Raw genomic sequence first — 24,486 nt, 5'->3', positions numbered from 1 at the left:
CGTTTTTTCGTCATTTGCGCCAGCTGATCAGCACCACCGCGGTGACGATCACCACCATCGCCAGCATCTCGTGGACGCCGACCCGCTCGCCGAGGAACAGCGCGCCCAGCAGCACCGCGATCACCGGATTGACATAGGCGTAGCTGGTGGCCGCCGCCGCCGATACCGTCTTCAGCAGGTAGAGGTAGGCGCTGTAGGCGATCATCGAACCGAACACCGTCAGGTACAGCAGCGCCCCCCAGCCTTCCACGCCGGGCCAGGCGGCGAGGCGCTCGCCGACGGCGCAGCTCGACGCCAGCAACGCCAGGCCGCCGAAAATCATGGTCCAGGCGCTGCCCATCGCGCCGGCCGGCTGCGGCAGCTTCTTGCTCCAGGCCGAGCCCAGCGCCCAGCCGGCCGAGGCCAGGATCAGCAGCGCCGCGCCGCGCGGGCTGGCGCTGAGGCTGGAGCCCAGGTTCAACAGCACGATGCCGCATACGCCCAAGCCCATGCCGGCCCACTCCAGCGGCCGCGAGCGGTGGCCGAACAAGCGGGCGAACAGCAGCGTGAACAGCGGCACCGTGGCGATCACCAGCGCCGCCACGCCCGACGACACCTCGCGTTCGGCCACCGTCACCAGGCCGTTGCCTATCGCCGGCATCAGCACCCCCAGCAGCGCCGCGCCGCCCAGCTGGCGCGCGTCCGGCCACGGCGTCCGCTTCCACGCCAGATACCCCAGCACCAGGCTGCCGGCCAGCAAAAAGCGGATGCCGGCCATCAACAGCGGCGGCCAGGATTCGACGCCGATGCGGATGACCAGATAGGTGGAGCCCCAGACCAGGTAAAGGGCGAGGAAAGCGGCCAGCGTCAGCGGCGCGAGACGTGAAAAAGGCATGGTTCGATCCGTAAATTCCAAGATCAAACCATGCCGGATGCAAGCCGAAACGGCAAGGGTCTTAACGCGTCGCCAGCCGCTGCAGGATGTTGGAGAACTCTTCCATATAGGTGTCGAAACGGGTGGCCAGGCGGTCGACGTCGGTGGCGAAGCGGTTGTAGGCCACCACCGCCGGAATGGCCGCGAACAGGCCGATGGCGGTGGCCACCAGCGCCTCGGCGATGCCGGGTGCCACGGTGCTCAGCGTGGCCTGGCCGGCGTTGCCCAGGCCGATGAAGGCATGCATGATGCCCCACACCGTGCCGAACAGGCCGACATAGGGGCTGACCGAGCCGACCGTCGCCAGGAAGGAGGTGTGGCTGTCCAGCGTATCCAGCTCGCGCTGCGCCGCCGCCCGCATCGCCCGGCGCGAACCGTCCATGATGTCGGACAGCTCGGCGCCGCCGCGGCCGCGCTGCTTGAGAAATTCGGCGAAGCCGGACTGGAAGATGCGCTCCATGCCGGCGGTGTCGCTGCGGCGGCACACGTCTTCGTACAGGCGGTTCAGATCCGCCCCGCTCCAGAAGTTGCGCTCGAACTCCTCGCTGTGGCGCTTGGCGGCGCTCAACGCCGCGATCTTGCTGAAAATCAGCGCCCACGACAGCAGGGAAGTCAGCGCCAGTCCCGCCATCACCAGCTGCACCATCAGGCTGGCGTTCAGGATCAGGCTAATAAATGAAATCTGTTGCACGGCGTTTTCCTCAATTCACATGCGGCCTAGCGTAACACGCGGCCGCTTTCCAGATCGATGATGGTGGACGGTTTGCGACGCTTGCCGATGCGGCCCGGCAAGGTCAGCACCCTGTCCTTGAAGGCCATGCGACAGGCGCGCGCCCGCTTCAGCGATTTCTGCCCGGCGCGGTTGGCCGAAGTCGACACCAGCGCCGTCCCCAGGCTGCGGCACAGCGCCGCCGCCTCGCCGTGGGCGGTCACCCGCACCGCTATCTTGTCGTGCCGGCCGCGCAGCGCCGGCGGCACCCGCCGCGACGCCGGCAGCAAAAAGGTATATGGACCCGGCCAATGGCGTTCCAGTTCCGCGCGCTGCGCGGCATTCAGCGGCTTGACCAGATGGCGGATCTGCTCGAAATCGGCGGCGATGACGATCAGGCCCTTGTGATTGGGCCGCGCCTTGATCGCCAGCACCCGGCGTATCGCGCGGACGTCGAGCGGATGGCAGCCGAGGCCGTAGCAGGATTCGGTGGAATAGGCGATCACGCCGCCATGGCGCAATTGCGCGCGCGCCCTTTGCTGCAGGCGTCTGCCTGGCAGACGCGGCAAGGGGCTGGAACCGGACTTCATGATTGATCGGATCGGAACGAAAACGGGAAGCCGCCATTGTACCGGCAACGGAGGAAAAGCACAGGCGGGAATTGAGCGCGAACAGACGGGGAAGGAACACCGGAATCGACTACAGGCCATCGTCCGACTCCGGTGTCGAACCATGCCTCAATGCAACAGCAAATCCTCGTGGTCTTCGGGGACATCTTCCGGCGCGGCGCGCCAGGCATAACAGCGCGGCGGCGGGCCGGCTTCGGTGTTGAACTGCTTCAGCCAGTAGGCCAGGCGGCGCCAGCAACGGCGCTCGTGCGTCAGGAAATGCATCAAGCGGCTGCGACTTCCAGGCTCCGGTTCTGCCGGCAGGCTGGCTTCATTGTCGGGAACATACATGGCGACACCCCTTGCGAAATGCCGGATGGGCATGCTGTCAATGTATGTCGCCGGACATCAATCCTTCATCTAAATCGCGCGCCAGCGCATCAAAATCGCATAAAAACCAGCCGGCGCGAAAGAAAACAGCGCCTGATGGCGCTGTTTTCCCTACGGCGGCGAGACGCTCAGACCTTGCGGCCTATCGCCCGCGCGCCGATGTCGCGGCGATACTGCTTGCCGGCGAAATCGATGGCGTCGGCCAACAGATAGGCCTTGCCCTGCGCCATCTTGACGCTGTCGCCCAGCCCCACCGCGCACAGCACGCGGCCGCCGTGGCTGCGCAGCTGCTGCTCGCCGTCCAGCGCGGTGCCGGCATGGAACACCACGCCGTCGTCGGTCTCATGCGGAATGCCGTGGATGGCGTCGCCCTTGCGCGGCGCGTCCGGATAGCCGGCGGCGGCCAGCACCACCCCCAGCGCCACGCGGCGGTCCCATTCGGCCTCCACCTTGTCCAGCCGGCCGTTGACGCCGGCTTCCAGCAGCATGGTGAAGTCGGTTTTCAGCCGCGCCATGATGGGCTGGGTTTCCGGATCGCCGAAACGGCAGTTGAACTCGATGGTGTGCGGCTTGCCGTCGGCGTCTATCATCAGGCCGGCGTACAGGAAGCCGGTATACGGATGGCCGTCCTTCTTCATGCCCAGCACGGTGGGGTTGATGATTTCGCGCATCACGCGGTTATGCACCGCCGGCGTCACCACCGGCGCCGGGCTGTAGGCGCCCATGCCGCCGGTGTTCGGGCCCATGTCGTGGTCCAGCAAGCGCTTGTGGTCCTGGCTGGTGGCCATCGGCAGCACATGCTCGCCGTCCACCATCACGATGAAGCTGGCCTCCTCGCCCTGCAGGAAGTCCTCTATCACCACGCGGCTGCCGGCCGAGCCCATCTTGTTGCCCAGCAGCATGTCGTCGATGGCGGCGTGCGCCTCGTCCAGCGTCATCGCCACCACCACGCCCTTGCCGGCGGCCAGGCCGTCGGCCTTGATCACGATGGGCGCGCCCTTGTCGTTGACATAGGCGTGCGCCTCGGTGGCGCTGGCGAAGGTGCGGTAAGCGGCGGTGGGGATGCCGTGGCGCTGCATGAAGGCCTTGGCGAAATCCTTGGAGCTTTCCAGCTGCGCGCAGTACTGGCTGGGGCCGAAAATCTTCAGCCCCTCGCTGCGGAAGGCGTCCACCACGCCGGCCGCCAGCGGCGCTTCCGGCCCCACCACGGTGAGGTCCACCTTTTCCTGTTTGGCGAAAGCCAGCCAGGCGTCGACGCTGTTGAGATCGACATTGGTCAGATTGGGGTCAAGCGCGGTTCCGGCATTGCCCGGCGCGACAAACACCTTGGACACGCGCCTGGATTTGGCGATGCGCCAGGCCAGCGCGTGTTCGCGGCCGCCGGAGCCGATCACGAGAACTTTCATGGGTGAGATCCTATTTTGGGCGGACGGCGGCCTGCTGGCCGCCCGTCTACGCCATCACTCGGCATTACCTGAATAGCATAACGCCAAGCTTGTTTCATTGCCGCCGTTTCCGTCGCGGCCACGGCGGCCGCGGCCTGCTCAGTGGCGGAAATGGCGCACGCCGGTCAACACCAGCGCGATGCCGTGCTCGTCGGCGGCGGCGAACACTTCGTCGTCGCGCATCGAGCCGCCCGGCTGGATGATGGCCTTGATGCCCTGTTCGGCGATCACGTCTATGCCGTCGCGGAACGGGAAGAAGGCGTCAGACGCCGCCACCGCGCCGGCCAGGCTCAAACCGGCGTCCTGCGCCTTGCGGGCGGCGATGCGGGTGGAGTCGACGCGGCTCATCTGGCCGGCGCCGATGCCGGCGGTCTGGCCGTTCTTGCAAAACACGATGGCGTTGGACTTGACGTACTTGGCCACGCGCCAGGCGAACAGCAGGTCCGACATCTCCTGCGGCGTCGGCTGGCGCTTGCTGACCACGCGCAGCTCTTCCGGCGTCACGTTGCGGATGTCCGGCGTCTGCACCAGCACGCCGCCGCCGACCCGCTTCAGTTCGAAGCGGTTGGCGCCGGTCTCCAGCGGGATTTCCAGCACCCGCACGTTTTTCTTGGCGGCGATGATGGCCTTGGCTTCTGCGGTGAAGGACGGCGCGATCAGCACCTCCAGGAACTGGCCGGTCACGGCTTCCACCGTGGCGGCGTCCACCGGGCGGTTGAAGGCGATGATGCCGCCAAAGGCGCTGGTGGTGTCGGTGGCGAAGGCCAGCTTGTAGGCTGCCAGCGTATCCGGGCCGACCGCCACGCCGCACGGGTTGGCGTGCTTGACGATGACGCAGGCGGTGTCGTCGAAGGTCTTCACCGCCTCCCAGGCGGCGTCGGCGTCGGCGATATTGTTGTACGACAGCTCCTTGCCCTGCAGCTGCTGGTAGTGGGCGATGCTGCCGGCGGCCGGGTCCAGGTCGCGGTAGAAGGCGGCGGCCTGGTGCGGGTTTTCGCCGTAGCGCATGTCCTGCACCTTGATGAACTGGGCGTTCAGGCGGTTCGGGAAGGCGACGCGCTCCGGCTTGCCCGCCACCACGCCGTCGGCCAGGCTGGTCAGGTAGTTGGAGATGGCCCCGTCGTAGGCGGCGGTGTGGGTGAACGCCTTCTTGGCCAGCTCGAAGCGGGTGGCCTTGGCCAGCCGGCCGTCGTTGGCCTTCATCTCGGCCGCCAGCGCCGGGTAGTCGGCGCTGTCGGTGACGATGGCGACGTGCGCCCAGTTCTTGGCGGCGGAGCGCACCATGGTCGGGCCGCCGATGTCGATGTTTTCGATCGCGTCCTCCAGCGAACAGTCCGGATTGGCGATGGTGGCTTCGAACGGATAGAGATTCACGCACACCAGGTCGATGTTGCCGATGCCGTGCTCAGCCATGGTGGACACGTGCTCGGGCAGGTCGCGGCGGCCCAGGATGCCGCCATGCACCTTGGGATGCAGGGTCTTCACCCGGCCGTCCAGCATTTCCGGAAAGCCGGTGTAGTCGGACACCTCGGTCACCGGCAGGCCGGCGTCCAGCAGCAGCTTGGCGGTGCCGCCGGTGGACAGGATGTGCACGCCCAGGCTTGCCAGCTCGCGGGCAAATTCCAGAACACCGCTCTTGTCGGACACGCTGATCAGCGCTCGTTCGATCTTGGTCATGATTCTCTACCGCTTTGGCTATGGATAAACACGAAAAAACCGGTTTGGTCGGGCTGCCGCGCAACCCGTCCCGCTGGCCCGGCCCCGCGCCGGGGCCTGACAAAAAAAACCGGCCATCCCTGGGTAGGCATGGCCGGTTATCTTCAAATCAAATCATACGACTTCATCTTCTTGCGCAGCGTGTTGCGGTTCAAGCCCAGCAACTCCGCCGCTCGCGTCTGATTGCCCTGGGTGTGTATCAGCACCACCTCCAGCAGCGGCTTCTCGACACAGGCGAGCACCATGTCGTAGATGGCGGACGGCGCCTCGCCGTCAAGATCGCGGAAATACTGCTCCATCGCAATCCGTACCGACTGCGCGATATGTTCGTTGTTTTGCATGTTTATTATTGGTGTCCAGATTTCGGGGTCCCCAGGAAGCCCGTGCCGCCATGCCTCGGTTTCAGTCAGCATAGCCGCAGGCCTCTCCCTCCACGCCGGCTTCCCGGTCGTGGTCCATCCTGTCTGCATCCTCGGCCAGGTAAACCAGGCGATCGGATTGCTCGCCCAGCCGTGCAAAATAGTCCGCCACCGCCAGACGCTGCTCGTCCGTGCTCTCCAGCCGGTACATCTGCTGGCGGAACTCGTTGCTGCCGGCCAGGCCCTTGGTGTACCAGGCGATGTGCTTGCGGGCGATGCGGCAGCCCGAATATTCGCCGTAAAACCGGTATAGCTCGTCCAGATGGCCCAGCAGCAAGTGGCGGATTTCCTCCACCTCCGGCGCCGGCAGCGTCGCGCCGGTGTCCAGGTAATGCTGGATCTCGCGGAAGATCCACGGCCGCCCCTGCGCGGCGCGGCCTATCATGATGGCGTCGGCGCCAGTGTAGTCCAACACCCGGCGCGCCTTCTCCGGCGAATCGATGTCGCCGTTGGCCACCACCGGGATCGACACCGCCTGCTTGACCGCGCGTATCGTGTCGTACTCGGCGTCGCCGCGGTACATGTCCTCGCGGGTGCGGCCATGCAGCGCCAGCGCCGCGATGCCGGCGTTCTCCGCCATCCGCGCCACCTGCAGCGCGGTCTTCGCCTCGCGGCTCCAGCCGGTGCGGGTTTTCAGCGTCACCGGCACGTCCACCGCCTTCACCACCGCCTCCAGGATGCGGCCGACATTGTCCAGATCGCGCAGCAACGCCGAGCCGGCCGCCACATTGCACACTTTCTTCGCCGGGCATCCCATATTGATGTCGATGATCTGCGCGCCGTGCTCGACATTCAGGCGCGCCGCCTCGGCCAGCATCTGCGGATCGCCGCCGGCGATCTGCACCACGATGGGCTCGACCTCGCCTTCGTGATCGGCGCGGCGCAGCGTTTTCGCGGTGGTCCACAGGGCCTTGTTGGCGGTGATCATCTCCGACACCGCCATGCCGGCGCCCAGCCGTTTGCACAACATGCGGAAAGGCCTGTCCGTCACCCCGGCCATCGGTGCCACGATCAGCCGGTTTTTCAGTTGGTAGGGACCTATCTGCATGACAGTTTCAATACGGGTAAGGGCTGGGAAGGGTCGGTATTGTATAGCGTTTCGCCCGGGGCGGGAAAAATTTTTGCTTATTTTTTAGGCAGAGTCGATAGCCGCGAGTAATCGGCTGCGGGAATGGGGTGGAAGTCAGTCGATAAGCCGGGTTCTGTCGTTGGACAGTCATTCCTCTAGACCTGCCGTTGCCGACAGGTTCAAGCAACCTACCCGGGGACAACGCGAGCCGCGTTAGCGCCCCCCTATTTGGTCTTGCTCCGGATGGGGTTTAGCCTGCCGTCCGTGTCGCCACGTCCGCGGTGCGCTCTTACCGCGAGCGGGTTGCCCCGCCCGTCCGGGCCGGCTTGCGCCTCCCGGTACACCTTTTCACCCTTGCCTGATCCGCCCTTGCGGGTTTTTGTCGGGACAAGCCCTCCAAAAAGACTTTGTCGACCTTGCGGTCGACAAGTCCGGCCATCGGCGGTTCAGCTCTCTGTTCCACTTTCCGTCGCCTCGCGGCGCCCGGTCGTTAACCGGCATCCTGCTCTATGGAGCCCGGACTTTCCTCCCCGCCCTTGCGGGCGCGGCGACTGTCTGACTGACTTCCGGTCGCGATTCTAACGGAAATCCGCCGGCGCCGCCCGACAATCTTTCATGACATTCAGGATAATCCCGTATACTGACCATCCCTTTTCGAAGTCCCGAGACCGTGATGGAGTTGAACCAAGCCAGGCTGTCGCGCTTGCAGCTGTTCGGCACCCTGGCCATCGTGTTTGCGCTGGCCCTCACCCTGACCAGCTATTTCCTGATGATGAGCTGGCACGATTTCCAATCCGGACGGCAAAACATAGAGCAAGAGGCCTCCGCGCGCGCGCGCGACAACCTGCGGGCCTATACCGACCACGCCGCGCTGCTGCTGTCGGCGCTGCGCGAACGCACCAACGACACCGTCCGCCACCAGCTGCAGGAGCAGGTGGACCAGGCCTGGAGCCTGGCCGACGCCATCTGGCGCCGAGAACACGGCCGCCGCGGCGAACAGGACGCGCAGCGGCTGATCGTCGAGGCGCTGCGCCCGCTGCGCTACTTCAACGGCCGCGGCTACTTCTTCATCGACACCCTGGACGGCCGCTGCGTGCTGCTGCCCACCGCGCCGGCGCGCGAAGGCACCTCGCTGCTGGCCAACCGCGACGACCGCGGCCGCTACATCATGCGCGGCCTGATCGACTCGGTGGCCAACCCAGACGGCCGCGGCTTCTCCGCCTACCGCTGGTATCTGCCCGGCGGCAACCGCATGGACGACAAGATCACCTATGCCCGCCGCTTCCCGCCTTACAACTGGCTGATAGGCAGCGGCGAATACATCAGCAACGTGGAAGCCGCGCTGCAGCAGCAGGGCCTGGACACGCTGGCGCGGATGCGCTTCGGCCAGGACGGCGGCGAATTGATGATCATCGACCGCCAGGGCGTGATCCGCCTCTATCCGACCCGGCCGTCGCTGGTCGGCAAATCCTACCAGACGCTGCCGGCGGCCGAGCGCGACCGCGCGCTGCAGCTGATCCAGCGCGGCAAGCACGGCGGCTTCCTCGAATACAGCCGCCAGGACGAGGCCGGCGCCGCCGCCGAATCCTATCTCGCCTACACCCGCCAGCTGCCGGGCTGGGACTGGACCCTGGTCACCAGCCTGCGGGTGCAGACGATACAGGACGACGGCCTGCGCGCCGCGCAGCGGCTGAAAAGCCGGCTGGCCGAGCGCATCGTCGCCACGCTGGGCATGACGCTGGTGGCGATGCTGTGCGCCGGCCTGCTGTGCTGGTATTTCGTGCGCTGGGTCAGCGCGCTGGTGCGGCGCTACCAGCACGATCTGGCGCAAAGCCACCTGTCGCTGAAGGAGCAGGCGCGCGAACTGAAGCTCAGCCACTTCATGATCGACAACGCCACCGACCTGGTGGCGCTGCAAAGCAGCCAGGGCGAGGTGGTGTACTGCAACCTGGCGCTGCGACGCCGGCCGCAGCTGGTGGACGACCTGTTCCGCCATCCGCCCGGCGCCTTCCCGCTGACTTTCGAAACCCGCCACGACGGCGACGACGGCGAGCTGTTCCTGGAAATCACCGTCAACCAGCTGCGCTATCAGGGCGACAGCTATCTGTGCGCCACCGCGCGCGACATCAGCGGCCGCCGCCAGACCGAGCGCCAGCTGAGGCTGGCCGCCCAGGTGTTCGAATCCAGCAACGAAGCCATCCTGATCTCCGACCCGGACAACCGCATCCTCACCGTCAACCGCGCCTTCTGCCACATCACCGGCTACAGCGAGGACGAAGTGCTGGGCCGCAAACCATCGCTGCTGTTCTCCGGCCGCCACGAGCCCGCCTTCTTCCAGCAGCTGTGGCAGACCCTGCGCCAGCGCGGCCAATGGGCCGGGGAAATCTGGAACCAGCGCAAGAACGGCGAACACTTCCCGTGCTGGGTCAACATCAGCGTGCTGCAGGACGCCCAGGGCGCGATCAGCCACTTCGTCGCGCTGTTCACCGACATTTCCGAACGCAAGGAGCAGGAGGCCCGGGTGCAGCACATGGCGGAATACGACGCGCTGACCGACCTGCCCAACCGCGTGCTGGTCAACGACCGCCTGCACCAGGCGATACGCCAGGCCGAGCTGCAGCACAACCAGCTGGCGGTGCTGTTCGTCGACCTCGACCACTTCAAGAACATCAACGACACGCTGGGCCACAGCGCCGGCGACGAACTGCTGAAGGAAGTGGCGCGGCGGCTGGCCGGCGCGGTGCGCGGCCTCGACACCGTCGGCCGCACCGGCGGCGACGAATTCGTGCTGATCCTGCCGGCGATCAATCAGCCGAGCGAGGCGGCGCAGATCGCCGAACGCATCCTGCGCACGCTGCAGCAGCCGTTCCAGATCGGCGAGCACTCGCTGGTGGTCAGTTGCAGCATAGGCATCAGCCTGATGCCGGACGACGGCAGCGACATCCAGAACCTGCTGATGAACGCCGACCTGGCGATGTACCACGCCAAGGCGCACGGCCGGAACACCTTCCGCTTCTACACCCGCGAGATGAATACCCAGGTGGCGGAGCGGCTGTTGATGGAAAACCGGCTGCGGCGGGCGATGGAGCAGCAGCAGCTGTACCTGGTGTACCAGCCGCAATACGACATGGCCGGCAACCGCCTGCTGGGCTGCGAAGCGCTGCTGCGCTGGCGCGATCCGGACGAGGGCCTGATCATGCCCGGCCGCTTCATCCCGGTGGCGGAAGACACCGGCCTGATCGTGCCGCTGGGGCGCTGGGTGCTGAACGAAGCCTGCCGCCAGGCCAGCCAGTGGCTGCGCGACGGCCTGGGGCCGATCCGGGTGGCGGTCAACGTGTCCGCCCACCAGCTGATGCGCCACGACTTCATCGACGACGTGCGCGACGCGCTGCAGAAGAACAGCCTGCCCGGCCACTGCCTGGAGCTGGAGGTGACGGAAAGCACGCTGATGGCCGACGCCGACCTGGCCTCGCGCCAGCTGGCGGTGATCAAGGCGATGGGGGTGCGGCTGTCGGTGGACGACTTCGGCACCGGCTATTCCAGCCTGGCCTACCTGAAGCGCTTCGCGCCGGACACGGTGAAGATAGACCGCTCCTTCATCACCGACCTGCCCGGCGACGAGGAAAACGCCGCCATCGTCAGCGCCATCATCCACCTGGCCGGCGCGCTGGGCATGGAAACGCTGGCGGAAGGCGTGGAAAACGAAACCCAGCAGCACTTCCTGGAAACGCTGGGCTGCGAGGCGATGCAGGGCTACCTGCTGGGCACCCCGCTGGCCGAAGAATTGATGACGCGGCGGCTGGAGGCCCAGCAACCGCTGCAGCCGGCCTAGCCGCCGGCAGGCGTCACAGCGCTTCCAGCTGCGCCTGGTCAATGATGCCGGCGATGGCCGCCAGCTGCTTCATCGACATCTGGTGTTCGTCCTCATTGGCCGCCGCGCAGGCCGGCTCCAGCACCAGCACCCGGTAGTCGCGGTCGTGCGCGTCGCGCGCCGCCGCCTGCACCGCCCAGGTGCTGCTGACGCCGGCGATCACCAGCCGCTCGACGCGCTGCGCCCGCAGCACCGCCTCCAGGCCGGTGGCGTAAAACGGGCTGATGCGGTGCTTCACCACCACCGCGTCTTCCGGCGCCACATCCAGCTCCGGATGGAAATCGGTGCCCGGCCCGGCCAGGTTCAGCGCCTGCAGCGCCTGGGCGCGGCTGAAGATGGCCGATCCCTCCGGCATTTCGGCGTAATTCGGCGAAAACCCCACCTTGACATGGATGATCGGCCAGCCCTGCCGGCGCGCCAGCGCGATGGCGCGGTTGGCCGCCGCGATCACGCCGCGCTCGGCGGCATGGCCGGCGCAGCGCGCCGTCTTGCCCGTCGGGTGCATGATGTCGATGATGTAGTCCAGCGTCAGCAGCGCGGTTTTCATGGTTCACTCTCCGAATACTCTCGATCGCGGCGGCGAAGGACCGCCGCCCTGTCAATCCTCGCGCGCCAGCCGCTCCAGCAAGGCGCCGGCGCGCAGCAGCAGCGCGCGGTCGGCGTCGCCCAGTCCATCCAGCCGCGCCTGCAGCCAGCCATCGCGCAGCTGGCGATTGCGCTGCAAGGCCGCGGCGCCTGCCGCCGACAACTGCACGCGCACCCGCCGGCCATCCTCCGGATCAGGCAGGCGGCGAATCAGCCCGCCGCCCTCCAACTCGCGCAGCAGCCCGGCCAGATTGGACGAGCGCAGGCTTTCGCCGCGCGCCAGCTCGGTGGGCGTCGCCTCTCCGCCGGCGCGGTCTATCGCGCCCAGCACCGCCAGCAAGCCGAAAGGCAGCACATCCTGGCTCGCCTGCTGGCGCAAGCGGCGCGTCATCGTCATCAGCTGCATCCGCAGCCGGGTCGCCTCGGCGATGTGGGCGCTATCGTCTTTCATCATTTATCTACTATTACATAGCTATTCAATTATAGCAATTTTACCGAAAAAGGCCCCGAGGAAGCCAGGCCCAGGCCGATTGCCCAGCGGACCGTCACGCCGCCGGCAGACGGTCCGTACCCATCATGCCCTCTGCGTCGCCACGTGCTCGCCGGCCTTCAGCATCGCGATCTTCACATCGGCGAAATTCAATACCCTGTAAGCCAGGCCCAGCGCCAGCAACTCAACCAGATAATCGCGTCCGAAAATGGCCGCGCCCTCCCAGTCCGACCCCTTCTCGCCCAAGATGGATGGACAAGTCACCAGGACGCGCTTGCCCTGTATCGTGTCCAAGGCGAAATCATCGTCCTCTATTCTCTGAACCAGATGTGTTGATGCCATCTAATGCCACCTCAACTCGATAACTCATCGGAGCAGACGCCGCGCCAGGCCAAACATCCACCCGGCGCGGCATCCGATTGCTTACACACGCGATACTCAACCACCGTCAAACATGCCAATGTCAATCAATACTAAGACAATTCCAACACTACCTACTTGTCTCTGCAATAGACAGCCCAGTCATGACCAAAATGGCGTCTCGCGGCTTGGCCATCCCGACCTTCGCTCGACAGGCATACGATATCAGGCAAATTAATCTCAATGCCATAAAATTTGCAATTTACGCACACAAAAAAATAAAAATGTGCGCTTTACGCAATCGGCAACCAAGCCATGTCATGGCAAATTTGTAGCATCAATGATTTGCTGATAGCATTTCGACCCGCCAACCGCAGACGAAAATGCCGACATGATCGACGACTTCAAGTCATATTTCCTGGGCCGCCTGGCCCAGCTGCTAGAGTCGCGCGGCATTGCGGAGCGCGAACGCACGCTGTGGCTGAAGACCCTGCTGGGCATCGACCTATCCAGTGCGAATCGCAAATTGAAGGGCGGAATCGCCTTCAATATCGAAGAACTGGCCAAGGTATCCCGGGCGGTGAGTTGCTCCAGCGATTACTTGCTTGGCCTGAAAGACGAAGCCTCCGCTACCCGTCCGCCCGGCCATGCCTTCGATGGCCTTGGCGTGCGCGCCACGCTGGACTGCGACCGGTTGCCCGCGCAGGACACCATGACTGTCGCGGCTCGCCACCTTGGCGACCCTGATGAAAAAGCGTTGATTGCCTGGATATCGCGCAATGAGAGTGCGCTAAACGCACAAGTTGTCGCCTGGAAGCCTGTCGGCGGCAGCGGCTGGAAAATGGCGGAACGCGCGGACGCGCCTTCCGATGCGACCTTGCACCGGGTATACGCGCGCCTCGCGCTGGATCCCGCCATCAGCGCCTACCGGATCGCGGTGCTGGATGATAGGGCCGAAACGGCGGAAGTGATGCAAGGCTTTCTGGAACAGGCCGGCTACATCGCCGACACCTACACCCGGACAGACGAGCTGGCCAAAGCGCTGCGGCAGACCCGCTACGACGCTTTCGTGCTGGACTGGTCGATGGGCCGCGGCGAAACCACCGAATCGCTGATGGAAGACATCCGCCAGAACCATGCCGCCGACACGCCCATCATCCTGATCACCGGCGAAGCCAGCGAACTGGAGATAGAACGCGCCATCGACCGCCACGGCGTGCGCTACTTTCAGAAAACCGGGCTGTTCAAGCCCATCATCGCCCAGTTGAAAAAGGATTTGCGCGAATTGGCTTGAAACCGATCAGACCAGCTCAACCGGCAGTCTGGCGATGAAGGTAGACCCCTTGCCCACTTCGCTGCCGGCGAGAAACACCTCGCCCTGCATCAGTACGGCGATCTTGCGGACAATCGCCAAACCCATGCCCGCGCCGCCGCGATTGGCGCCCTTGGCTTGGGTAAAAGCCTCGAACAGACAAGCCTGCTCGCTCTCGGGGATCCCGATGCCGGTATCACTGACCGTTAGCGTCAGACAGGCTCGCGGCGCGACGCCCTCCAATTCCAACGCCACCCGCACCTCGCCGGCGTCGGTATAGCGCAAGGCGTTGGAGATCAAATTGCTGGCCACTTGGCGGATTCTGGTCATGTCGGCATGCGCCTCGACCCCGGCCACGCCCGCCGCGGCAAAAGACAGCGCCACCCCCTTGGCCGCGGCGACCTGGCGAAACTCCCCCACCACGCTGCCCAGCAGCTGGCCGGGCTCGAACCGCGTCGGCCGCAAAATCATCCTTCCCGCGTCCAGCCGTCCCATATCCAGCAAATCCTGCATCAGCTTGGACAGGTAGTCGGCGGCAGTCCTGACATTGGCGATCGTCCGCAACACCCTGGGCTCCCGCTCCATGTCGGACAACAACTCGACCCCGCCCTGTATCGTGTGCAGCGGCGTCAGGATTTCGTGGCTGACGGTAGACAACATGGTGGAGCGCGCCAGCGCCGTCTGCACCGCCTCTTCCTGGGCCTGCTTGGCTGCGGCGATCATCTCGCGCTGCAGCTCGATGATCTCCTGGCGCCGTATCGCCTTCCATAGCTCCCGCGCCAGAAACACCACCAGCACCGCCCAGATGATCAGGCTGACCAAGGCGAAATTGCGCAGCCTCAGCGTCTGTTCGATCGATGCATCGCGCAGCCGGACCTCTTCGTGATGAGCGGCTATCACCAAATCGGCGATCACCGGCGACATGTCGTTCAACTCCTGCTGCAGCGCGGCCAGGGCGGCGGCATCGCTCCGCGTCGCCGGAAACAGGATCTTGCCGCGCCGCATGAAGCCGGCGATCTGCTCCAGCAAGGCCGCGTAATCGGCGTTCTTGCGCAATTGCGGAGAAACCGAGCGGTTCAGCACCAGGTATTTTGATTCCAGCACATCGTAGGCGACCTGCAAATCTTCAAAGGTTTCGATATGCAGCGCATAAGCGTTGATCTCGCCATACAGGCGCTGCACCGCGTACCGATATTGCGATGCCGCCCAGTAATAGCCCTCCCCTGGGCCCGCGGCCTGCTCCAGCGCCTGCTTGGAAAACAGCGTGCTTTGCACGTAAAAGAAGCACAACATCGGCAACAAGACCGCCAGGCAGAAAAACATCAGCCACTGCCGCCCCTGCTGCACCGGAAGCGGAATTCTCATCAACGCACCACGATGGTCTTGATTTGCCAGGCAAGCTTGGCGTCGGCTTTGACTTTCTGCAATTCGGCGAAATCGCTGACCGGATACATCATCCACAGCGGGCCGAAATCCCGCCTCTCCAACGGCTTGCCATTGATGAACCTGGCCATGATGGGATGGTATTTGTCCAGATCGCTCAGCGGCAGGATCACTTTGTATTCATCGTAAGTGACCAGTTCTATCTTCGAACCGCGCGCGCCGACCGCGCGCAGAATGTCGCTGAGCCCTGGGCCGGAAAACACCGACCTCGGCGTCCAGGTGGTTCGCGTGGTGATGGTGCGCTGCGGCAAGCGCAACAGCTCGCTTTCGGTGAAGCGGTATTCGCTGCGGCCGGCGTCGTTGAACATGCCTGCTCCGCCCCTGACCGTCAGCATGACATCGGCGGGCGAGGCCATCGCCGCGCCGGACCAGGCCAGCAGCATCCCCGCCAGCAATCGTTTCATTCCATCCCTCATTTCGCCTCCCGCCGATTCATTACTCCGTCGTAAAGACGAACTACCGACAAGCCTATCATCATGAATCCAGGGTGGCGATGCCCAAGCCGCTTATTTGCCGACTATCACCACCGTGCAAGTCTGCCCGGCGATCAGCGGCTGGCCCTGCGGCTGCTCGTCCAGCTGGATGCGCACCGGCACCCGCTGCGCCAGCCGCACCCAGTTGAACGTGGGGTTGACGTCGGCCAGCAGCTCGCGGCCGGTGCCGGCGTCGCGATCGGTGATGCCGCGGGCGATGCTGGCGATATGGCCGCGCAGGCGCTGGCCGCTGCTCATCAGCGTCACCTCGGCCTTGGCGCCCACCTTCAGCATCGGCAGCTTGGTTTCCTCGAAATAGCCGTCGACATAGAAAGAGCCGCCGTCGATCAGCGCCAGCCGGGGCGCGCCGGTGGCTGCGAAGTCGCCGACATGGACGTTGAGGTTGGTGACATAGCCGTCGGTCGGCGCGCGCACCACCGTGCGCTGCAGGTTCAGCGCGGCCAGCTCGCGCGCGGCCACCGCCGCCTGGTACTGCGACACCGCGGCGGCGGCGGCGAAATCGGCGCTTTCGCGGCTTTCGGTGGAGACGATGGCGCTGTCCAGGCTGGCGCGGCGCGCCGCCTCCTTGCCGCGGCGGCTCTTGTCGGCCTGGTGGCCGGCCAGCGTCGCCTCGGCCTGCGCCAGCGCCGCGCGGTAGCGGCTGGGGTCGATGACGAACAGCACGTCACCGCGGCGCACCGGCTGGTTGTCCTTCACCGCCACCTGGGTGACGATGCCGGACACGTCGGCGGCGATGGTGACCACGTCGGCCTTCACCCTGCCGTCGCGGGTCCACGGCGACAGCATGTAGTGGTCCCACAGCGTTTTTCCGGCCCAGACGGCGGCGGCCAGCAACAGCAGGGTGATCAGGTAGCGGGTAATCGATTTGGCGATCATGGAAAAGAATCCGGTAGGCATTGTCAACGGTAAAGCGGCAGCGCCAGCGCGCTGAAAATCACGATCAGCAGGCACCAGCGGAACAGCGCCGGATGCCACACCTTCTCATATACCCCCAGCCGGCCCAGCGCCCAGTCCAGGCCGATCTGCAGCAGCATGCCCAACACGAACAAGGGCAGCAAGGTCGGCATCAGGATGCCGAATACGGCGATTTCATGCGGCATGGCCGTCTCCCGCCGGCGCGCCGGCTTCCGGCTGCGGCATGGCGTCCAGCAGCGAAGTATGGATCAGATGCAGCGTGGCCAGCGCCCGGTTCAGGCTGGCCGCGGCCTCCGGCAGCGCCACCGCCAGCTGCGCGCGTATCGGCGGCCCCGCCGCCAGCAGCGCCGCCATCGCCCGCCGCAATTGCGGCGGCTGCGGCGCGGCGAAATAGTCGGCCAGCGCCGCCACGCTGGCATCGAGCCCGCGCCGCACCGGCTCCTGCCCGGCGTCGCGGGCCAGCTGGCGCAGATCGATGATGGCCAGCCCCAATTCGAGCAAGGTGATCGCCTGGCTGATGGTGGCCTGGCGCGCCGGATCGCCGGCCTCGCCCGGCGCGGCGTTCAATTGGTTCAGCAGGTCGCGCACGCGGTTGCCGTAGCGCTGCTTCAGGTGCGGCAGGCCGGCGCGGCAGGCGTTCAGCGCCTCGCGCCACAGCGCCGCGGCGATGTGGCGGCGCGAGCCCATGGTGTGCTCCGGCAGCACCAGCACGAAGAACATCCCCGCCAGCGCCAGGCCCAGCAGGCGGGCGATGCCGTCGTTGAGAAAGGCCACCACGTCGTAGCTCATCATGTTTTCCGGGTTCACCGCCTGCGCCATCAACAGGGTGATGCCGGTGCCGACGCCGGCGGTTTTCGGCCAGCATTTCAGGTAGCAGCCCAAAACCAGGAAGGGCGACATCGCCAGCGCCAACAGCGCAAAGCTGTCGGCCTGGTTCAAGAGCTTGAAGGTGCAGACGTAGGCCAGCGGCGTGGCCAGCGCGAAGCCGACCAGGATCTGCTTCACCATCAGCAAGGGCCGCGGCGACGACGAGGCCAGGCCGCAGAAGATGGTGGCCAGCAGCACCGCGCCCAGCGCGCTGGGCCAGGCCAGCCAGTACCAGGCGACGGACAGCGTCAACAGCGTCAGCGCCGCCCGCGCGCCGCTGGCCAGCGCGATGGCGGCCGGGGTGCGCGCCGAATAGGCCAGCGCCTCCACTTGCAGCGGGTTGCGCTGGCGAAAGCCGTGGTACACCGCGGTGAAGGTGTGCATTTCTTCGACGAAGCGCAGCAGCAGCTCGCTGGCGGTGTCGAACTCGATGCGCAGGCTTTCGTCGTGCGGCTGCGCCAGCAGCTGCTCGCGCGCCGCGGCCAGATCCTGGCGCAGCCCCGGGCGGACGGCATCCAGCCGCGCCAGCGTCGGCCCGGCCTCCAGCGCGGTGCGCGCCGGGCCGTCGTCATTGCTCAGCGCCGCCGCCGCCCGCTGGAACAGCGGGTAGAACAGACTGGGCAGCGGCGACGCCGGATCGCGGCGCAGCCGCTCCATCTGCCGGTGCAATGTATGAAAGGTGGTCAGCGCCGCCATGAAGGTGGCGTTGAAGGCGTGCAGCTGGTTGCTGCGCGCGCGCACGTTGCCGGCCTCGAAGAACGCGGCGGCGCGGCCCGCCTCCAGCGCGGCGATGTCGGAGGCGAAGCGCAGCTGGGTGGCCTCCAGCGTCGCCGCGTCCAGCCTTTGCGTCAGCGCCTCCTGGCACAGCAGCACGAAGCCGTGGTAGCGGCCGCGCACGGTGCGCACCACCAGGTCGGCCTGGTGGCGCGGGAAGATGAAATCGTTGATCACCGCGCAGCAGAGGATGCCCAGCGAGATTTCCGACACCCGCGTCACCGCCAGGTTGAACACCGCCAGCGGATGGTTCAGCGCCGGCAGCGCGATCATGCAGGCGGTGTAGCCCGACAGCACGAAAGCGTAGGAGCGCGAGTCGCGGTACAGCGTGGCCCCGCCGGTGCAGACGCCTACCCACAGCGCCAGGCTGATCAGCAACAGCGCCGCCTGGCCGTCGAACAGGCCGACGAAGCCCAGCGCCGCGGCGCTGCCCACCAGCGTGCCCAGAATCCGGTAGGCGCTTTTCTCCAGCACCGCGCCGCTGCGCGGGAAGGTGACGATGAACACCGTGGTCATCGCCGAGCTCGGCGAATCGAAGCCGAGGCGGAAGGCGATCCACAGCGAGGCGAAGGCCGCCAGCAGCGTCTTGGCGACGAAGCTCCAGTTTTCGCCCTCGCTGGCCAGCCAGTCGCGGCCGACGCGCCTGCCGGCCGCCAGCAGGCCGGCGCTCATTGCGGCTTGCCCTCGGCCGGCGGCTGGCTCACCGCCACGCCGCCGCCCAGCGCGCTCATCAGCGCGGCGAAGCTGTCCAGCCGCTCGCTGCGTATCCGCGCCAGCTGCTGCTGCGCCGCCAGCAGCGCCAGGCGCGCGGCGATCACATTGTCCTGGTCGGACAGGCCGGCGCGGTAGCCCTGCTGCGCCAGCCGGAACGCCTTCTGCGCCGAGGCCAGCGCCAGTTCGGTCTGTTTCTGCTGTCCGGCTTGCGACTCCACCTTGGCGATGGCGCCGGCCACCTCGTTCAGCGCGCGCACCACGCTGGCGTTATAGCTGTCCACCGCCGCATCGTAGGCGGCGGTTTGAGCCGACAACGCGCTGCGCAGCCGGCCGCCCTCGAAGATGGGCAGGCTGATCGCCGGGCCGATGCCGCGCACCGCGGTGGAGGCCGACGGGAAATTGTCGAAGCCTATCGCCTGGAAGCCGGCGAAGGCCATCAGATTGATGTTCGGGTAGAAAGCCGCCTTGGCCGCGTCTATCTTGCGGGCCTCCGCCTCCACTTTCCAGCGCTGGGCGGACACGTCGGGCCGGCGGCCCACCAGTTCGGCCGGCAGCGCGCTGGGCAGCCGCGGCGCGGCGTCGTCCAGCTTCAGCGTCGGCCGCCGCAGCGCCTCGCCGACGGCCGGCCCCTGGCCGCACAGCGCGGCCAACTGGTTGCGCAGCAGCTCGATGGCTTCGTCCACTTGCTCGATCTGGTTGCGCGCGGCCGGCAGCCGCGACTCCAGCAACACCACTTCGGCTTCGGCGGCCAGGCCGGCGGCCTTGCGCTTCTTCGCCAGCTGCCAGCTGCGTTCGCGCTGCGCCAGATTGTCCTGCAGCAGGTCTTTCTCGGCGTACTGCAGCGCCAGCTGCACATAGGCGCGCACCACCGCGGCGCTGAGGTTCAGGCGCGCCAGCTGCGCTTCGGCCGCCAGCACCTGCGCCTCGTCCAGCGCCGCGGACAACGCGGCGCGCTGCCGGCCCCATAAGTCGAGGTCGTAGCTGGCGTTGAGGGCGGCGTGGTTGTACCAGGAATAGTTGCCGGCTTCGGGCGGCGGGATGAAGTCCTGCTCGGAATAGCGCTGGCGGGTGAACGAGGCCTCGCCGGCCGCTTGCGGCCGGGTGGCGGATTCGGCCACGCCGGCCAGCGCCTGGGCCTGGCGCAGCCGCGCCGCGGCGGCGCGCAGGCCGGGATTGCCGGCCAGGGCGGCCGTCACCAGCTGGTCCAGCTGCGCGTCGTGCAGCTGATGCCACCAGTCGGCCTGCGGCCAGCCCGCCTTGGCCGCCGCCTCCTGTATCCGCTTGCCGGCGCTGAGGCTATCGGCGTCCAGCAGCCGCGACTGCGGCCCGCCGGCGCCCGGATCGGCGCAACCCGCCGCCAGCAAGGCCAAACCCGCAATCCATACCGTGTAGAACCGCTGCATCTATCGCACCAATGGCCAAACGCAAAATGAAAGGCCGCCGGCGATATGCCGGCGGCCCCGATTCCAGCGGCAGTCGGCGCCAGCCGACGGCGGCCTGCTAGCTTGTACTATCTCCGGCCATTTTAGCACCTGCGCATGACAACAGCGTCAAACTGTTAGACATTTTCTAATCGAAACGCAGCGTATAGCGCGACTCGGCCGACATCGCGGTGCCGGCGCGCAGCACCACCGACCAGCCCTTGGACAGCTGGTAAGCGAGCTTCACCGCCTGGTCGGCGCTGCTGATGCCGTATTCATAGCCCAGGTACAGCTCGCGCGTCAGCTGGCGGCCTACCGTCACCACCTGCTCGGCCGGGCTCACCGTGCCGTTGGACAGCGTCTTTTCCTTGCGGCTGGAAACGCCCAGATCGTCGAACAGGCCGATGTGGTCGTTGATCGAACCGGCCAGCATCATGCCGGCCGAGGCCGCCAGGTCGTTGTTATCGCGGTCGCCGCTGGCGGCGCGGCCCAACACCAGCCAGGCCAGCTTGTCCTTGTCCGCCATCGGGTCGTCGGTGATCAGCCGCACCTTGGGTGCCGCCACCGAACCGGTCACCTCCACCCCAGCCCCCACCGGCGACAGCCGGCGCTTGGCCTGCACATTGAGCAGCGGATTGTCCAGCGGGCCATTGAAGGTGATGGCGCCGAAGGTGATGTCCAGGTCCTGGCCGTAAGCCTTGTAGCGGCCCTTGTCCACCTTGACCTGGCCCCTGGCCGCCGGTGCCTCGCCCGGATTGGCGCTGACGTGCACCAGGCCCGACAGCTCCACGTCCAGCCCCTGGCCGGAGAAGCGGAAGCGCTCGCCCAGATCCAGATCCAGCGCCACCGTCAGCGGCATGGTGGCGAAGGCCGAAGGCTCGGCCGCCGGCCGCCCCACCACCACCACGTCGGCGCCCAGGTCGGGCGCGCCCAGCTTGGGCAGGCCCACCCGGCCCTGGTCGGCGCGGATGCGGCCGCTCAACGACAGCCGGCCGCCGACGAAGGCCAGCTCGCTCTGGCCGGATACCACCAGACGGCGGTTGGGGCGGTCGAACACGCTGAACTTCTGCAGCGACACCTTGACCCGCGCATCCGGCTGGGCGTCGCTGAAATCAAGCGAGCCGCTGGCGTTGACTTCGCCCTTGCCGCTGACGAAGCGCAGCTGCTGCAGCGTCAGCTGGCGGCCGTCCACCCGCGCCAGCAGGCTGCCGTCGGACAGCGACACCCCGGTGCGGCGGTCGGCCAGCTTCAGCTTGTCGCCGCGGATCTGCCCCTGCGCCTGCGGCATCTGCAGCGGGCCGCCCAAATCGAGATTGGCCGCCAGCTGTCCGCCCAGCTCCAGCCCCGGGCCGGACAGCTCGGCCAGCGCCGCCAGCGACGGCAGGCTGGCGCGCAGATTGCCGGACAGCGGCGTGTGGCCGTCGATGCGGCCGCCGTTCCACGGCAGGCTGCCCTGGCCCTGCGCCTGGGCGAAGCGGCTGTCCACGCTGACATTGAAGGCCAGCTGCCTGCTGTCCAGGTCCAGTTCCGCCCGCGCCGTCTTCAGGCCCAGCGCGACATGCCGGCCCTTGTCCAGCGGCAGCTGCACGTCGCCGCCGCTGCGCCACAGCGCCAGCTTGCCGATGCCGGCGGGGCTGAGGCTCCAATCGGCGTCGAATTGCAGGTTCTGCTCCAGCGGCAGCTTCAGCCATGGCCCCAATTCGCTCAGGCGCAGGCCGCGCGCGCTGCCGCCGCCGCTGAGCGCGCCGTTCGCCTGGCGCGTCAATTCCGCCAGATTCAGACTGCCGCCCAGCAAGGCCAGCCGCGCCGCGCCCAGTCGCGCCTGGCCGTCTGCGCCCAGTGTCAGATCTGCCGGCGCCTGCAGGCTGAGGCCGGGCTTGCCGGCCAGCTCCAATTTTTGCAGGCTGCCCTGCCAGCGGTTGTCCAGGCTCAAGCCGCCCGCCGCCGCCAGCTGCAGCGCGTAATTCTGTTGCTCCAGCTGGAAACGGCCATCCAATTGCAGGCTGTGGCGGGCGCGGGTGCCCGACGCGCGCGCGCGCAGCTGCTCGGCGCTGACGCCGCCGGCCTGCAGCGCCGCCACGTCCAGGCTCAGCTGGAAGGGGCTGGCCTGGTCGGCCTTGATGTTGCCGGCGAACTGCATCGACTGCAGCGCCACGCCGCCCGGCAGGCGCAGCCGCTGCGCCTGCAGCTTGGCGCTCAGCACCGGTATCTTCGGCACGCCGGCCAGCTCGCCCTGGCCTTGCACGACGCCGGCGAAGCCGGGGCCCAGCAAGGACAGATTGGGCGCGTTGACCGCCAGCTTGAGCTTGTCGCCCGGCACGCCGTAGCTGCCGCTGGCCTGCAGGCGGTTGTCCGCCAGCTTCAGATCCAGCAACAGCTGTTTCAGCCGCGCCTCGCCCAGCAATACGCTGGCGTTGCCGGACAGCGGCGCGCCCGACAGCCGGCTGGGCGCCAGTTGCAGCTTGGCGCCCACTTCCATCGGCTCGGCCAGCTGGCCGGCCATCTTCAGCGTGGCGTTGAGATCGCCGCTGGGCAGGCCGTCGCGCAGCCGCGCTGGGTCGGCGTGCACCAGCTTGCCGTTCAATTCGAATAGCCGCTTGCCGGACAGGCCCAGCTTGCCGTTGACGCTGGCCGCGCCGCTGCCCGCGCCCAATTCCAGTTTTTTCAGCAGCAAGGCCGGCTGCTGGCCGCCCGACAGCTCGGCCAGCGCGCTCGCCTGCAGCCATTTGCCTTTCAGTTGCGCGGCGAAGCGCGGCGCGGCGAACGCGCCCTCGGCGGTCAGCCGGCCGCTGATCACGTCGTCCGGCGCCGACGCGTGCAGCTGACGCAGCGACAGCTGGCTCAGGTCCAGCGCCAGCTTCATCCGGTCGGGCTTGACCTCGCCCACCAGGCCCAGCTTGCCGCCGCCCAGCTCGGCGTGGCTGTTGAACAGCTCCAGCGCCTGCTCGTCGGCGCGGAATTCGCCGGCCAGCAGCGACAGCGGCAGCCGTTGCGCCGACAGCGCGCCCGGCTCGGTGTTGACCAGCGTCAGGCCGCCTTTCACCCGCTGGCCGGCGTCGGGCTCGGCGAACACCGCGAAGCTGAGCCGCGCCTTCGGCCAATCGGGCAGGATGGCTTGCGGATTGATGTTGCCGACGCGGGCATCCAGCCGGACCAGCCGGTTGAACGGATTGGCGTCGAACGGCCGCAGCGCGCCGGCGATGTCGACGCTGACGCCCTTGCCGTCCATTTCGCCGGAGAAGGCCGGCTTGAGCAGGTCGCCGGACAGGTCGAGCCTGGCCTTCACCGGCACCTGCTCCAGCTCGCCCTTGGCGGACAACTGGCCGGACAGCGCGAACGGCGAGGCCGCCGACAGCGTCAGGCCGGCGCGGGCCTCGCCCCATGGCGAATCCAGCCGCTGCAATTGCAGGCGGTGGCGCGCGCCGTCGTAATCGTAGGCGGCCTGCAGCCGGTACAGGCTGAAATGCGCCGGCTCCAGCGTCAGGCTGGCCAGGTTCAGCTGGTCCACCTTCAGCCGCAGCGGCAAGGCCAGCGTGCGCGGCGCGGCCAGCGGCGCGCTTTTCTGTTCGGGCGCGGGCCGGCTCAACACCCGCACATGGCCGACGTCCAGCCGGCTGATGCGCAGCTCGCCGCGCGACAGCGCCGCCGGCTGCCAGTCCAGCCGCAGCGATTCGATGTCGACATCGTCGGCGCCGCCGCGCAGGCGGATGTCGCGCAGCGCGAAGCCGCGCCACAGCGTGCCCTGGGTCGCGCCCACGCTCAGCCGCTGGCCGCTGAGCCAGTCCAGTTTGCCCAGCGCCCAGGCGAAGCCGGCCGGGCTGGCGCTGATCCAGCCCAGGCCGGCCAGCAACAGCGCCAGCGTCAAGGCCAGGCAGGAAAACGCCAGCCGCCAGCGGCGCGGGCGCGGCGGCGCGGCGGGCGGCGCCTGCGGCGTTTCGGGGGGAAGATCGTGATGTTCGCTCATGCTTGCG

Annotated in this window: 20 protein-coding genes and 1 other RNA gene; 2 read left to right on the top strand and 19 right to left on the bottom strand. The window is 67.1% G+C overall.

Features of this window, described 5'->3' with window-relative positions; all coding sequences use genetic code 11:
- Positions 1–10: 10 nt before the first annotated feature.
- The 9 genes from yedA to rnpB all read right to left on the bottom strand — a co-directional run bounded on the left by yedA (position 11) and on the right by rnpB (position 7,836).
- Positions 11–874 (bottom strand): drug/metabolite exporter YedA, encoded by an 864-nt coding sequence (yedA, locus tag U6115_RS02690; protein ID WP_043578227.1) that lies wholly within the window; start codon positions 872–874, stop codon positions 11–13.
- 61 nt (positions 875–935) lie between these two features.
- Complete coding sequence (tolQ, locus tag U6115_RS02685; RefSeq protein ID WP_043578225.1) at positions 936–1,604, bottom strand: protein TolQ; 669 nt, start codon at positions 1,602–1,604, stop codon at positions 936–938.
- A gap of 26 nt (positions 1,605–1,630) precedes the next feature.
- Positions 1,631–2,212, bottom strand: a complete 582-nt coding sequence (locus U6115_RS02680) for an L-threonylcarbamoyladenylate synthase (protein ID WP_172670391.1) — start codon at positions 2,210–2,212, stop codon at positions 1,631–1,633.
- Between the two features lie 147 nt (positions 2,213–2,359).
- Entirely contained in the window at positions 2,360–2,581 is a 222-nt protein-coding gene (locus U6115_RS02675) for a hypothetical protein (RefSeq protein ID WP_146008388.1), read from the bottom strand.
- Positions 2,582–2,748: 167 nt separating this feature from the next.
- A complete protein-coding gene (gene purD / locus U6115_RS02670; protein ID WP_043578223.1) occupies positions 2,749–4,026 on the bottom strand; it encodes a phosphoribosylamine--glycine ligase in 1,278 nt (425 codons plus the stop codon).
- Between the two features lie 138 nt (positions 4,027–4,164).
- Entirely contained in the window at positions 4,165–5,742 is a 1,578-nt protein-coding gene (gene purH / locus U6115_RS02665) for a bifunctional phosphoribosylaminoimidazolecarboxamide formyltransferase/IMP cyclohydrolase (protein ID WP_043578220.1), read from the bottom strand.
- A 143-nt stretch (positions 5,743–5,885) separates the two neighbouring features.
- The gene (locus tag U6115_RS02660; RefSeq protein WP_043578218.1) at positions 5,886–6,122 is read right to left on the bottom strand and encodes a helix-turn-helix domain-containing protein; all 237 of its coding nucleotides are present in this window, start codon (positions 6,120–6,122) and stop codon (positions 5,886–5,888) included.
- A gap of 61 nt (positions 6,123–6,183) precedes the next feature.
- A complete protein-coding gene (gene dusB, locus U6115_RS02655; protein ID WP_047237098.1) occupies positions 6,184–7,248 on the bottom strand; it encodes a tRNA dihydrouridine synthase DusB in 1,065 nt (354 codons plus the stop codon).
- A 127-nt stretch (positions 7,249–7,375) separates the two neighbouring features.
- Positions 7,376–7,836: RNase P RNA component class A (gene rnpB / locus U6115_RS02650), an RNA gene on the bottom strand.
- Between the two features lie 106 nt (positions 7,837–7,942).
- Here rnpB and U6115_RS02645 point away from each other — a divergent pair.
- Complete coding sequence (locus U6115_RS02645) at positions 7,943–11,101, top strand: bifunctional diguanylate cyclase/phosphodiesterase (RefSeq protein ID WP_043578215.1); 3,159 nt, start codon at positions 7,943–7,945, stop codon at positions 11,099–11,101.
- Between the two features lie 13 nt (positions 11,102–11,114).
- Here the strand turns inward: U6115_RS02645 and U6115_RS02640 are convergent, their stop codons facing one another.
- From U6115_RS02640 to U6115_RS02630, 3 genes are all read right to left on the bottom strand, one after another.
- Entirely contained in the window at positions 11,115–11,687 is a 573-nt protein-coding gene (locus tag U6115_RS02640) for a cysteine hydrolase family protein (RefSeq protein ID WP_043578213.1), read from the bottom strand.
- A gap of 51 nt (positions 11,688–11,738) precedes the next feature.
- Complete coding sequence (locus U6115_RS02635) at positions 11,739–12,179, bottom strand: MarR family transcriptional regulator (RefSeq protein WP_197465949.1); 441 nt, start codon at positions 12,177–12,179, stop codon at positions 11,739–11,741.
- A 120-nt stretch (positions 12,180–12,299) separates the two neighbouring features.
- Complete coding sequence (locus tag U6115_RS02630; protein WP_043578210.1) at positions 12,300–12,557, bottom strand: hypothetical protein; 258 nt, start codon at positions 12,555–12,557, stop codon at positions 12,300–12,302.
- Between the two features lie 409 nt (positions 12,558–12,966).
- Here U6115_RS02630 and U6115_RS02625 point away from each other — a divergent pair, with 409 nt between their 5' ends.
- Positions 12,967–13,869 (top strand): helix-turn-helix domain-containing protein, encoded by a 903-nt coding sequence (locus U6115_RS02625; protein WP_052258216.1) that lies wholly within the window; start codon positions 12,967–12,969, stop codon positions 13,867–13,869.
- 6 nt (positions 13,870–13,875) lie between these two features.
- Here U6115_RS02625 and U6115_RS02620 read toward each other — a convergent pair whose 3' ends face one another.
- The 7 genes from U6115_RS02620 to U6115_RS02590 form a co-directional block, all read right to left on the bottom strand.
- Positions 13,876–15,252: a sensor histidine kinase gene (locus U6115_RS02620; protein ID WP_043578209.1), complete on the bottom strand. Its 1,377-nt coding sequence runs from the start codon at positions 15,250–15,252 to the stop codon at positions 13,876–13,878.
- A complete protein-coding gene (locus tag U6115_RS02615) occupies positions 15,252–15,734 on the bottom strand; it encodes a putative pterin-binding protein (RefSeq protein WP_043578206.1) in 483 nt (160 codons plus the stop codon). Before U6115_RS02615 ends, U6115_RS02620 begins: the two co-directional genes overlap by 1 nt.
- A 102-nt stretch (positions 15,735–15,836) precedes the next feature.
- Complete coding sequence (locus U6115_RS02610) at positions 15,837–16,700, bottom strand: efflux RND transporter periplasmic adaptor subunit (RefSeq protein WP_043578204.1); 864 nt, start codon at positions 16,698–16,700, stop codon at positions 15,837–15,839.
- 23 nt (positions 16,701–16,723) lie between these two features.
- Positions 16,724–16,924, bottom strand: a complete 201-nt coding sequence (locus U6115_RS02605; protein WP_043578200.1) for a DUF1656 domain-containing protein — start codon at positions 16,922–16,924, stop codon at positions 16,724–16,726.
- Positions 16,914–19,052: an FUSC family protein gene (locus tag U6115_RS02600; RefSeq protein ID WP_043578197.1), complete on the bottom strand. Its 2,139-nt coding sequence runs from the start codon at positions 19,050–19,052 to the stop codon at positions 16,914–16,916. The genes U6115_RS02605 and U6115_RS02600 overlap by 11 nt, the downstream gene beginning before the upstream one ends.
- Positions 19,049–20,497 (bottom strand): efflux transporter outer membrane subunit, encoded by a 1,449-nt coding sequence (locus U6115_RS02595; protein ID WP_043578194.1) that lies wholly within the window; start codon positions 20,495–20,497, stop codon positions 19,049–19,051. The genes U6115_RS02600 and U6115_RS02595 overlap by 4 nt, the downstream gene beginning before the upstream one ends.
- Positions 20,498–20,663: 166 nt before the next feature.
- Positions 20,664–24,479, bottom strand: a complete 3,816-nt coding sequence (locus U6115_RS02590) for a translocation/assembly module TamB domain-containing protein (RefSeq protein WP_043578191.1) — start codon at positions 24,477–24,479, stop codon at positions 20,664–20,666.
- Positions 24,480–24,486: the final 7 nt, after the last annotated feature.

The sequence above is a fragment of the Chromobacterium subtsugae genome (assembly GCF_035919665.1).
GTDB classification, from domain to species: Bacteria; Pseudomonadota; Gammaproteobacteria; order Burkholderiales; family Chromobacteriaceae; genus Chromobacterium; species Chromobacterium subtsugae.
Note: the sequence above shows the minus strand (reverse complement) of the source record. Positions and strands in the feature narration are given on the sequence as shown.

Excerpts from the sequence above, each read along its gene's own strand:
- U6115_RS02615 (WP_043578206.1), bottom strand. The coding sequence starts at position 15,734 with ATGAAACGATTGCTGGCGGGGATGCTGCTGGCCTGGTCCGGCGCGGCG.
- U6115_RS02610 (WP_043578204.1), bottom strand. The coding sequence starts at position 16,700 with ATGATCGCCAAATCGATTACCCGCTACCTGATCACCCTGCTGTTGCTG.
- dusB (WP_047237098.1), bottom strand. The coding sequence starts at position 7,248 with ATGCAGATAGGTCCCTACCAACTGAAAAACCGGCTGATCGTGGCACCG.
- U6115_RS02620 (WP_043578209.1), bottom strand. The coding sequence starts at position 15,252 with ATGAGAATTCCGCTTCCGGTGCAGCAGGGGCGGCAGTGGCTGATGTTT.
- purH (WP_043578220.1), bottom strand. The coding sequence starts at position 5,742 with ATGACCAAGATCGAACGAGCGCTGATCAGCGTGTCCGACAAGAGCGGT.
- U6115_RS02590 (WP_043578191.1), bottom strand. The coding sequence starts at position 24,479 with ATGAGCGAACATCACGATCTTCCCCCCGAAACGCCGCAGGCGCCGCCC.
- U6115_RS02600 (WP_043578197.1), bottom strand. The coding sequence starts at position 19,052 with ATGAGCGCCGGCCTGCTGGCGGCCGGCAGGCGCGTCGGCCGCGACTGG.
- U6115_RS02680 (WP_172670391.1), bottom strand. The coding sequence starts at position 2,212 with ATGAAGTCCGGTTCCAGCCCCTTGCCGCGTCTGCCAGGCAGACGCCTG.
- U6115_RS02645 (WP_043578215.1), top strand. The coding sequence starts at position 7,943 with ATGGAGTTGAACCAAGCCAGGCTGTCGCGCTTGCAGCTGTTCGGCACC.
- yedA (WP_043578227.1), bottom strand. The coding sequence starts at position 874 with ATGCCTTTTTCACGTCTCGCGCCGCTGACGCTGGCCGCTTTCCTCGCC.
- U6115_RS02660 (WP_043578218.1), bottom strand. The coding sequence starts at position 6,122 with ATGCAAAACAACGAACATATCGCGCAGTCGGTACGGATTGCGATGGAG.
- U6115_RS02630 (WP_043578210.1), bottom strand. The coding sequence starts at position 12,557 with ATGGCATCAACACATCTGGTTCAGAGAATAGAGGACGATGATTTCGCC.
- U6115_RS02675 (WP_146008388.1), bottom strand. The coding sequence starts at position 2,581 with ATGTATGTTCCCGACAATGAAGCCAGCCTGCCGGCAGAACCGGAGCCT.
- U6115_RS02640 (WP_043578213.1), bottom strand. The coding sequence starts at position 11,687 with ATGAAAACCGCGCTGCTGACGCTGGACTACATCATCGACATCATGCAC.
- U6115_RS02635 (WP_197465949.1), bottom strand. The coding sequence starts at position 12,179 with ATGATGAAAGACGATAGCGCCCACATCGCCGAGGCGACCCGGCTGCGG.
- U6115_RS02625 (WP_052258216.1), top strand. The coding sequence starts at position 12,967 with ATGATCGACGACTTCAAGTCATATTTCCTGGGCCGCCTGGCCCAGCTG.
- U6115_RS02605 (WP_043578200.1), bottom strand. The coding sequence starts at position 16,924 with ATGCCGCATGAAATCGCCGTATTCGGCATCCTGATGCCGACCTTGCTG.
- purD (WP_043578223.1), bottom strand. The coding sequence starts at position 4,026 with ATGAAAGTTCTCGTGATCGGCTCCGGCGGCCGCGAACACGCGCTGGCC.
- U6115_RS02595 (WP_043578194.1), bottom strand. The coding sequence starts at position 20,497 with ATGCAGCGGTTCTACACGGTATGGATTGCGGGTTTGGCCTTGCTGGCG.